The sequence below is a fragment of the Bathymodiolus heckerae thiotrophic gill symbiont genome, assembly GCF_900128515.1.
Taxonomy (GTDB): domain Bacteria; phylum Pseudomonadota; class Gammaproteobacteria; order PS1; family Pseudothioglobaceae; genus Thioglobus_A.
Map to the genome: position 1 here is coordinate 1 of NZ_FQTP01000088.1, position 5,478 is coordinate 5,478.

The following is a 5,478-nucleotide window of genomic DNA, read 5'->3' on the forward strand; positions in this document are numbered from 1 at the left end:
TTAGAGATTCTCAGTGCCCAGCAAGGGCTGAACAAGTTCGCTTTAAAATCGAAACTTTATATTAATGCTATTCGACAAGCTTTTGATGAATTGCAACAATTAAAGTCGGCTACTGCGTAACATCAGTTAAAAGAATAAAAGAATCTACTGCTTTTTTTAAATCATCAATAACATCACTTTTCTCAGATTTAATTAATGCTATAGTTAAGATGTTCAGTCCATTTGATATTTTTGCTATTCGCATCAAATCATTAATGCCATTTTTATCTACAATTAAGAATAATAAATCAGCATCATTTATTTGTGAATTAGCCTCTGAACCAGCTCTTGAGTAGAGCGTAATGCCCTTGAGCTTGTTAACACTCAGATAATTTATTGCAGACTCACCTAATTCACCAATTCCTATCGCTTTAATAACAGCATTTCCCAGTTCTAAATCTAGTATTTTATCGTTCATATTTATCCTTTATTGCATCCTCAGGGTAAAGCCCAAGGATTAGATTTATCATACTTAGTAAAATTAGATACCGTAATTACCTCACCTGTCATTCTCTCAATATCTTCAATTCAGCTGTATATGCATTATTGTAACTCTAGGCTAGATGATGAAGGTAAGCGACAGAAGAAGGCCAGAGACTTATATACTTATTATCATTACAGTTTGATATAGCCCTTTTTTTCTTTTTGTGTGATTAGTTTATGACAGGATAAATCTGCAAGTGCTTCCGTTTCAAACCAGTCTTTTTTTACCGTCCCTGGACTACCAATGCGTCCCCATTCACGCACTAGCGACCAATCATCAAACAGTGTGGGAACGATAAACAGCTGATAAAAACGGTGTTTATTCTGCTCATCATCGTGGTATTCAAGATAAATACGATTCATGATTGTTCCTTTAGCGTCTCTGAATGGCTGAGAGCTGCGCCATGCCACCGCGTTTAACCTGTAACTGCTCTGAATAACGAGCCACCCGTTCGGGGTTTTTCCATCCGCCCGCCTGCATAATCGCGGGCATATCAATGCCGGCACTGACAAGATCTTGGCAAGCACCTACGCGGGTGGAATGCCCGCTGATCTGCTCAATATTTATCCCAGATTGCTGTGCGACCCGTTTGAAACTGCGGGTTACGCCTTCGCCTGATAGGGCTTTCGGTAACACATGCCCCCAGCGGTTTAAGCCTCTAAACACAGCGCCTTCTGTAATGCCTGAGTATTCCAGCCACTGCTTCAAATAATCCACTGAGGTATGCGACAAGTATTTTATTGTTCCTTCCCCCGTTTGATCTGTTTTACTCTTTAATATATGCACCGTGGCAGAACCATCATCAGCAAAATTAATATCCTCTAATTGAATCGCGATGATTTCAGAACGCCGACACAAGGTATCATAACTCACACAAACCAGCGCTTTATCTAAGAGTGATCGAGGTGAGTCATCTAAGGTTTGTAGTGCGAGATGAATATGTGGCCAGTTGAACCCTTGCGCTTGTTTTTGTCGTGTACCGTTTTGTCGAGCCATACGCCGAACCGATAATCTTACAAATTCGTTTTGAATCGGGTTTTCCAATCCGGCGACTTTATGGGCGGTGGCAATCGTCGTTAAATACCGTTTTACCGTCGCGACTTTTTTTATGACGGCTTGAGCATCGATAAAACGCACTAACATTTCAGTTGAGGCGGGTAATGAAATTTGATGTGTTTCATCACACCACGCTTCGAATATTTTCCAGTCGGCTTTACGAGCACGTTCTGTATTTTCAGAAAAAGCGCCTTTGGCGGCTTCTTGATATTTTTGCGCTTTTTCAAGTTGAGTCGAATTTAGCGGTTGGCTGAGTTTTTCTGTTAGATCGTTCATATTGAAATTATAGCACTATACTGTGTGATAATCCTTGATTATCACACAGTAGAAAAACATTAACCACTTTTATTATATTGTCTTTGTTACCCCAGCAAATACGCTATCCCATATTGAAATGTTCCCTTTATTCCTTTATAGTAAGGAATCTTTACAAAAAAGGAGACTTGACATGCAACTCGCTAAAGTCAGCAGCAAAGGGCAAATGACTATTCCTGCCGAGATTCGTGAAAACCTACAGTTGAAAACAGGAGATACCGTTTCGTGGGATTTGAAATTGGATGGGAGCGTTTCAGTGCGTAAAGTTCGCCCACTTGATATTGATTACATCAGTGCTTTAAGTGGAACCTTATCTGAGTGGAACAGTGTAGAAGATGAGGAGGCTTATCGTGACCTATAATCAATTTGATATTGTTAAAGTACCGTTTCCTTTTACCGACAAACTGGCAACAAAAAACCGACCCGCTTTAATTATCTCAAGTGCTGATGCTTTTAATCATCAAATAGAGCATAGTGTCATGGCGATGATTACTTCCGCCAAACAATCGGACTGGCCATTGGATACTGTCATTACTGATATTCAGACGGCGGGATTACCCGTACCTTCTTTAATTCGTCTTAAGTTATTTACCTTAGACCATCGCTTAATAAGAGGTGTGCTAGGTCAGTTAAGTGAAAAAGATAAACTCACGTTTGAAAGCCAACTGACACTATTATTGGGATCTTCTTCTGCTCTAATTCATACTCGATAAAAATTGCTCCATCGAAATATTTAAAAATCCTGAATCGCTACTGCTTACGGGGTTTTAAGCGCAACTGTACGGAAAGTAACGCTAGTTTCCAAAGTAAGTTGATAACTGAGGTGAAATTGTAAACGTCGAATTTCCGCTTACAGCCAAAAGCGGATATTCTTAGAATTTGGAAAAGTTAGGTTTTGGTTTTACAATTGAATGACCGAATGATATTCATGTCTGGATAATAACTTGTTAGCTTTAAAATATTTCATTTGTTTTTTTAGTGCTTATAATTTTAAGGGGAATAATATGAGCTATGATGAAAAAAGAATTTTACAAATCTTTGAAACCAATGAAATCCCCACTGTTTCAGATGAGACATTAGAAATATATATTGAATATATAAAGAAAAACATAATTTGCCCTTGCGTCTTAACAGGCATAGAAAGTATGGGGTATTTTTCTTGGGAAGAACGTTATTCATTTGGCTACGGTAATAAATAACTATATGAACAATTAATCAAATAAAATGGCTCATATAAAGATGAATATAAACTGCTAATATTTCATGGCAAAGTGGAAGAGGGCTGGGATATTTTATTAAAATTGGTGCGAATATCTGACAAGAAAAAATTTGAGATACTTTTATCTGAACTTCAACCTGTTAAAAAAAAATCTTCTAATTATCCGCTGTTAAATACCTATACTTCATGGTTTGTTAATTGGCACTAAAAAATATCCACCTTCTAAGAAGGTGGTTTTGATTGCCCCCCTAGAAGGGGGAAGATAGCAGCCCTCTTAGAAGGCTGCTGGTGTTATCCCATTATTTTAGCGTACTAAATTGAAAACCTTATTGCCTCTTTTCTTCCTTTTCTTGATATTTAACATACTTTCGTATGTGCTCTTCATCAAGACCAACCGTATCCACACAATATCCTCTCGCCCAAAAATGATTCCCCCAATATGGCTTTTGTTTTAAATGAGGGAATTGACGGAATATTTGGATGGCTGTTTTACCTTTTATAGTCCCTAGTAATTTTGAGACGGACTCTTTTGGCGGCATCGATACCAAAAGATGAACATGGTCTTCCTGAATATTTAACTCAACCACTTCACAGCCCATTCGGCCACAATAAACATGTATCGTTTTGTAAAGCTCTTCTGCAACTGGCCCTTTTAAAATACGAAACCTGTCCTTTGGCACCCATACAATATGGTATTTACAGCACCAAATAACATGCGATAATCTTTTAAATCTACTCATGATTTTTTCCTCTTGTTTATGTTATGGGGATAACACGACAAGAGGTATCATGAGTGGACTAACAAGGCAAACGGCGTAGCCATTTGCCCAAGCCACCGCCTAAGGCGGTGGATATACAAGACTGATTATAATTATTGGTATAAAAACTAACAAAAAAATCAAACGGCATTATTCTGTGTAAAAAAATAATTTATTGAAAGGCTGCAATGGGTCGTAAGCGGAAGTTCGTAGTTCAAAATTTTACCTCAATCATCGACTTACTTTAGATGCTAACGTTACTTTTCGTACCGTTGCGCTTCAAACCCCTATAATCGTTATTTAACGCTAGGCAGTGAGCCCCAGTCTGTTGTATAGCGAGGCGATAGATAATTAACCGGTGTTTGCCAGTTATTGTTGATACCGGCTGCGCTTATTGCAATGGCTTTGGGAAAGCGGTGGTTAATATGATCGACAGTGCTCATTAAAATACTTGAGTCACTGCTTTGCTCTGACACTGAGAATAAGTCCATTTGTTGTCGCTGGGTTTCGGGCTGAATATGTCCAAGTTGTAAGCTGCACTTTTGATAGCGATACCCCAGTTTAAAAATTTCTTTTAGCAGTCGTTTTGCGATACGAACAATGTGCCGTGTATCATTCGTGGGCTGTTTTAATTGCATTTGCCCTGAGCGTTGATATTGCGCATCTGTTTGGCTAAGCGGGTTAGTACGAATAGAGACTGAAATTGATCCTGCTACGGATTCTTGGTGGCGTAATTTTTCAGCCGTTGTCTGTGCAAAACAAGTGAGTGCATCAATAAGTTCTTTTTCATCGGTTAAGCGACGTTTAAAACTACGTGAACAGACAATTTGTTGTTTATCCGGTGCAATTGTTTCTAAGTCTAAACAAGCAATACCATTGAGTTCTTGTACGGTTCTCGCTAAAACGGCCGAGCGTAAGGATTCGTGCGTAAATTGATATTAGTGCTCTGTAGCCCTTATAAAGCCTAATACCTACACATTAAACATGACTTCATAGCCTGCAGATGATGGCGTTCTATCTTTCAATTCAAAAAGACCAAATCGATTAAGGTGAGATGTTCGGTATGGGCTGAAACTAGCAATTAACTCTGGTGTTAGCTTCGTTCCTTCTTCCTCAAGCTCTTTTAATGCCTGCGTGATGGTATGACAGTTGTGGAAGATGACAAGGTTAGAAATGAGATGATTGTATTTTATGATCTTTAATTGATCATCCCGCACATTTTCGGTAATGGTATCATCTCCAAAATAGACCCATTGAGCGAATTGATTAAACCCTTCACATTTATTTTGTGCCGCCTGAATAATGCGCCGCAAGGCTTCATCATCAATATATTCAAGCAAAAATGTAGTTCGAATCACCCGTCCCAACTCTCTAAAGGCAAAGTACAATTTGTTCTTTCTGCTGGCTGTCCCTAATTTACGCAAGATTGTTGACGGAGAGATTCGCCCCGCGCGTATGGATTGATCAATCTGTAACATATTGATGTGTCAACACTTTTATGGACACAAAATTAAGCTGCTTTTAGCGACATTTCGTAATCAGCAGGTGACTTATAATCATTCGCTGAATGACGTCGTTTACGGTTATAAAAAACCTCGATATATTCA

8 protein-coding genes and 1 pseudogene are annotated in these 5,478 nt (G+C 38.7%); 3 read left to right on the forward strand and 6 right to left on the reverse strand.

Going from position 1 to position 5,478, the window contains the following annotated elements; translation table 11 throughout:
- Positions 1 to 109 precede the first annotated feature (109 nt).
- The 3 genes from BTHERMOSOX_RS08895 to BTHERMOSOX_RS08905 all read right to left on the reverse strand — a co-directional run bounded on the left by BTHERMOSOX_RS08895 (position 110) and on the right by BTHERMOSOX_RS08905 (position 1,855).
- Positions 110 to 457: a hypothetical protein gene (locus BTHERMOSOX_RS08895; protein ID WP_138120724.1), complete on the reverse strand. Its 348-nt coding sequence runs from the start codon at positions 455 to 457 to the stop codon at positions 110 to 112.
- Between the two features lie 197 nt (positions 458 to 654).
- Positions 655 to 885, reverse strand: coding sequence for a WGR domain-containing protein (locus tag BTHERMOSOX_RS08900; protein ID WP_138120731.1), 231 nt, complete (start codon positions 883 to 885; stop codon positions 655 to 657).
- A 10-nt stretch (positions 886 to 895) separates the two neighbouring features.
- Positions 896 to 1,855: a site-specific integrase gene (locus tag BTHERMOSOX_RS08905; protein ID WP_138120725.1), complete on the reverse strand. Its 960-nt coding sequence runs from the start codon at positions 1,853 to 1,855 to the stop codon at positions 896 to 898.
- A 172-nt stretch (positions 1,856 to 2,027) separates the two neighbouring features.
- Between BTHERMOSOX_RS08905 and BTHERMOSOX_RS08910 the strand changes: the two genes are divergently transcribed.
- From BTHERMOSOX_RS08910 to BTHERMOSOX_RS08920, 3 genes are all read left to right on the forward strand, one after another.
- Complete coding sequence (locus tag BTHERMOSOX_RS08910) at positions 2,028 to 2,255, forward strand: AbrB/MazE/SpoVT family DNA-binding domain-containing protein (protein ID WP_138120726.1); 228 nt, start codon at positions 2,028 to 2,030, stop codon at positions 2,253 to 2,255.
- Complete coding sequence (locus BTHERMOSOX_RS08915) at positions 2,245 to 2,607, forward strand: type II toxin-antitoxin system PemK/MazF family toxin (protein ID WP_138120727.1); 363 nt, start codon at positions 2,245 to 2,247, stop codon at positions 2,605 to 2,607. Before BTHERMOSOX_RS08910 ends, BTHERMOSOX_RS08915 begins: the two co-directional genes overlap by 11 nt.
- A gap of 291 nt (positions 2,608 to 2,898) precedes the next feature.
- Positions 2,899 to 3,093, forward strand: a complete 195-nt coding sequence (locus BTHERMOSOX_RS08920) for a hypothetical protein (protein WP_138120728.1) — start codon at positions 2,899 to 2,901, stop codon at positions 3,091 to 3,093.
- A 346-nt stretch (positions 3,094 to 3,439) separates the two neighbouring features.
- Here BTHERMOSOX_RS08920 and tnpA read toward each other — a convergent pair whose 3' ends face one another.
- The 3 genes and pseudogenes from tnpA to BTHERMOSOX_RS08935 all read right to left on the reverse strand — a co-directional run.
- Positions 3,440 to 3,853, reverse strand: a complete 414-nt coding sequence (tnpA, locus tag BTHERMOSOX_RS08925; RefSeq protein WP_138120729.1) for an IS200/IS605 family transposase — start codon at positions 3,851 to 3,853, stop codon at positions 3,440 to 3,442.
- Positions 3,854 to 4,167: 314 nt separating this feature from the next.
- Positions 4,168 to 4,743: a DinB/UmuC family translesion DNA polymerase gene (locus BTHERMOSOX_RS11815; protein WP_346654950.1), complete on the reverse strand. Its 576-nt coding sequence runs from the start codon at positions 4,741 to 4,743 to the stop codon at positions 4,168 to 4,170.
- A 99-nt stretch (positions 4,744 to 4,842) separates the two neighbouring features.
- A pseudogene (locus BTHERMOSOX_RS08935) lies at positions 4,843 to 5,352 on the reverse strand (Tn3 family transposase); the annotation flags it as partial.
- Positions 5,353 to 5,478 lie beyond the last annotated feature (126 nt).

What these genes read in the sequence shown, in the direction of transcription:
- BTHERMOSOX_RS08895 (WP_138120724.1), bottom strand. Translation starts at nt 457, where the DNA reads ATGAACGATAAAATACTAGATTTAGAACTGGGAAATGCTGTTATTAAA.
- BTHERMOSOX_RS08900 (WP_138120731.1), bottom strand. Translation starts at nt 885, where the DNA reads ATGAATCGTATTTATCTTGAATACCACGATGATGAGCAGAATAAACAC.
- BTHERMOSOX_RS08905 (WP_138120725.1), bottom strand. Translation starts at nt 1,855, where the DNA reads ATGAACGATCTAACAGAAAAACTCAGCCAACCGCTAAATTCGACTCAA.
- BTHERMOSOX_RS08910 (WP_138120726.1), top strand. Translation starts at nt 2,028, where the DNA reads ATGCAACTCGCTAAAGTCAGCAGCAAAGGGCAAATGACTATTCCTGCC.
- BTHERMOSOX_RS08920 (WP_138120728.1), top strand. Translation starts at nt 2,899, where the DNA reads ATGAGCTATGATGAAAAAAGAATTTTACAAATCTTTGAAACCAATGAA.
- tnpA (WP_138120729.1), bottom strand. Translation starts at nt 3,853, where the DNA reads ATGAGTAGATTTAAAAGATTATCGCATGTTATTTGGTGCTGTAAATAC.